Here is a 3,251-nt window from a genome sequence, read left to right as displayed (position 1 = left end):
CGCGAATTGGCGAGGAAGAACAGGACCAGGGGCCCCATTTCCAGCACCAGTTTCAGCAGCGGATTGACTTTTTGACGCGCGTCGGCGGCGGGCATGGAAAATTCCTGTCAGGCGTTTTCGTGTTCGAAACCGGCGATGGCGCGGGCGAAATCGCGGGCGGCGAAAGGCTCCAGATCGTCGGCCTGCTCGCCGACGCCAATGAAATGAACCGGCAATTGGAACTTGTCGGCGATGGCGACCAATATGCCGCCGCGCGCCGTGCCGTCGAGCTTGGTCATGACCAGGCCGGTGACGCCGGCCGTCTTGCCGAAAATCTCGACCTGGCTCAAGGCGTTCTGGCCGACCGTGGCGTCGAGCACCAGCAGCACCGCATGGGGCGCCTCGGCGTCGACCTTCTTCATGACGCGGACGATCTTTTCCAGCTCGGCCATCAGTTCGGCGCGGTTCTGCAGGCGGCCGGCAGTGTCCATCATCAACACGTCGACATTCTGCTCTTGCGCGGCCTTGATCGCGTCGAAGGCGATGCCAGCCGCATCGGCGCCGGGATCGCGCGCGATTACCGGAACATGCGTCCGCCCGCCCCAGATCTTGAGCTGCTCGATGGCCGCGGCGCGAAAGGTGTCGCCGGCGGCCAGCATCAGCGTCTTGCCCTCGGCGGAAAATTTGGCGCAAAGCTTGCCGATGGTTGTGGTCTTGCCCGAGCCGTTGACCCCGACCACCAGAATGACAAAGGGTTTTTTGCCCGCGTCGATCTCCAGCGGCCGCGCCACCGGCGCGAGCACGCGCTCGACTTCCTCGGCGAGAATGGCGCGCACGTCCTCTGGCGCGATTTGCTTGTCATAGCGGCCCTTGCCGACCAAAGCGGCGATGCGCGTGGCGGCGGCGACGCCGAGATCGGCCCGCACCAGCACATCCTCCAGATCCTCCAGCATGTCGGCGGAGAGCTTTTTCTTGGTGAAAATATCCGCCACGCCCTGGGCGATGGAGGAGGACGAACGCGCCAACCCCTGACGCAGCCGCGCCCACCAGCTTTGCTTTGGCTCGGGCGCCAGTGGCGCGACGGGCGGCTCAACGGCGACCGGGACCGGTTCGGGCGGCGGCGTAAGCGCGACCGGGGTCGGCTCGGGCGCGGATTCGACGATGGACTCGACGACGGGCGCCGTCGGCTCCTCGACCGCCACGGGCGGGACGAGCGCGGGTTCCGGCGGCGCGGCGATTTCGGCTTCCGGCGCCGCCGTTTCTGAAACAGGCGGGGCGACGGGAGCAGGCTTCGCCTCTTCGACGGCGTCGGGCTTCTGCTCCCAGAACGCCTCCTCGGCATGCCGCATTTTGAACAGGCGGCCCAGAAAGCCGGCCTTGTCTTTCGATTCCGCGCTCATGCGCCAAAACTCGCTTTGCGTCCGGGCGGGCCGCCCTTCTCATTCCTGCGGGATTTTGCGATAAGCGCGCATGACGCCCGCCGCGACAAGTCCCCTCGCCCTCTCGATAGCCTGTCCCGCATGACGCCGGAAGCGATTTGTGCGCGCCTGCTCTATCGCGACGGGCTGATGCTGGTGGTCGACAAGCCCGCCGGCCTGCCGGTCCATCGCGGCCCCAAGGGCGGCGAAAGCTTCGAGGATTCCTTCAAACATCTGTGTTTCGGCCTGCCGCGCAGCCCGTCGCTGGCGCATCGGCTGGACAAGGACACCTCCGGCTGCCTGGTGCTCGGCCGCCATCGCAAGGCGCTGGAAAAGCTCGCGCTTCTGTTCAAGCAAGGCAAGATCGACAAGACCTATTGGGCGGTCGTGCGCGGCGGTCCGCAGGAGGAGGAAGGGCTAATCGACCTGCCGCTTGGCCGCCTCGACGCCAGCCGGGGCTGGTGGATGAAGGTCGATCCGCAGGGCCAGCCGGCGCAAACCCGCTGGCGCGTGCTGGGACGCGGCCAGGACGCCGAAGGCGCGCCGATCGCCTGGCTGGCTTTGTCGCCGCTGACCGGGCGCACCCATCAATTGCGCGTGCATTGCGCCGCGCTGGATTTCCCGATCGTCGGTGATCCGATCTATGGCGCGGGAATCCGGCCGGACGAGGTTCTGCATCTGCACGCCCGCGCCATCCGGATTCCGCTGTCGAAAAACCAGCCGGCGGTCGAGGTCGAGGCCTGCGCGCCGGACCATATGAAAAGCCTGCTCGCCGCCTGCGGCTGGACGCAAGCGATGGACGATGCGGTGTTCGCCGCCCGCCAGGAACGCGAAAGCGAGCGTGAAAAGGCCCGGATCGAGGCCAGGATCGAAGGAAATTGAACCTTCCGGCGCCGAAGGCGCATTGCCCAAAGCCCGCGCTTGCTGTAGGGAAGCGCCCTTAAATCGTGGAGAGCAGCATGGGTTACAAGGTCGCTGTCGTCGGCGCCACGGGCAATGTGGGCCGCGAAATGTTGGATATTCTGGCTGAACGCCAGTTCCCGGCGGACGAGGTGGTGGCGCTTGCGTCGTCGCGCTCGATCGGCACGGAAGTGTCCTATGGCGACAAGACCCTCAAGTGCAAACATCTCGACACATTCGACTTTTCCGATTGCGACATCGCTCTGATGTCGGCCGGCGGCTCGGTGTCCAAGGAATGGTCGCCGCGCATCGGCGCGCAGAATTGCGTCGTGATCGATAATTCCTCGGCCTGGCGCTATGATTCCGATGTGCCGCTGGTGGTGCCGGAAGTGAACGCCGACGCGCTGAAGGGTTTCGGTCGCAAGAACATCATCGCCAATCCGAATTGCTCGACCGCCCAGCTCGTGGTCGCGCTGAAGCCGCTGCACGACCATTTCACCATCAAGCGCGTTGTGGTTTCGACCTATCAGTCCGTTTCGGGCGCCGGCAAGGACGCGATGGACGAGCTTTTCGCCCAGACTCGCGCGGTTTTCGTGTCGGATCAGGTCGAGAACAAGAAATTCCCCAAGCGCATCGCCTTCAATCTCATTCCGCAGATCGACGTCTTCATGGAAGACGGCTTCACCAAGGAAGAGTGGAAGATGATGGCCGAGACGAAGAAGATTCTCGACCCCAAGATCAAGCTGACCGCGACCTGCGTGCGCGTGCCGGTGTTCATCTCCCATTCGGAAGCCGTGAATGTGGAATTCGAGAAGCCGGTCACGGCGGACGAAGCCCGCAAAATCCTGCGCGAGGCGCCCGGCGTGCTGGTGATCGACAAGCGCGAGCCCGGCGGCTACATCACCCCGCATGAAGCGGCGGGCGAGGACGCCACCTATATTTCGCGCATCCGCG

3 protein-coding genes are annotated in these 3,251 nt (G+C 64.8%); 2 read left to right on the top strand and 1 reads right to left on the bottom strand.

The window, feature by feature from the left end:
- Positions 1–107 precede the first annotated feature (107 nt).
- The gene (gene ftsY, locus ACE3S9_RS17170; RefSeq protein ID WP_374547700.1) at positions 108–1,379 is read right to left on the bottom strand and encodes a signal recognition particle-docking protein FtsY; all 1,272 of its coding nucleotides are present in this window, start codon (positions 1,377–1,379) and stop codon (positions 108–110) included.
- 120 nt (positions 1,380–1,499) lie between these two features.
- Here ftsY and ACE3S9_RS17165 point away from each other — a divergent pair, with 120 nt between their 5' ends.
- Positions 1,500–2,279: an RluA family pseudouridine synthase gene (locus ACE3S9_RS17165; RefSeq protein ID WP_374547699.1), complete on the top strand. Its 780-nt coding sequence runs from the start codon at positions 1,500–1,502 to the stop codon at positions 2,277–2,279.
- 77 nt (positions 2,280–2,356) lie between these two features.
- On the top strand, positions 2,357–3,251 hold an 895-nt coding region (locus ACE3S9_RS17160), incomplete at its 3' end, for an aspartate-semialdehyde dehydrogenase (protein ID WP_374547698.1).

It is taken from the genome of Rhodoblastus sp. (assembly GCF_041915505.1).
Taxonomy (GTDB): Bacteria; Pseudomonadota; Alphaproteobacteria; order Rhizobiales; family Beijerinckiaceae; genus Rhodoblastus.
This window is presented reverse-complemented; position numbering and strand designations above follow the sequence as displayed.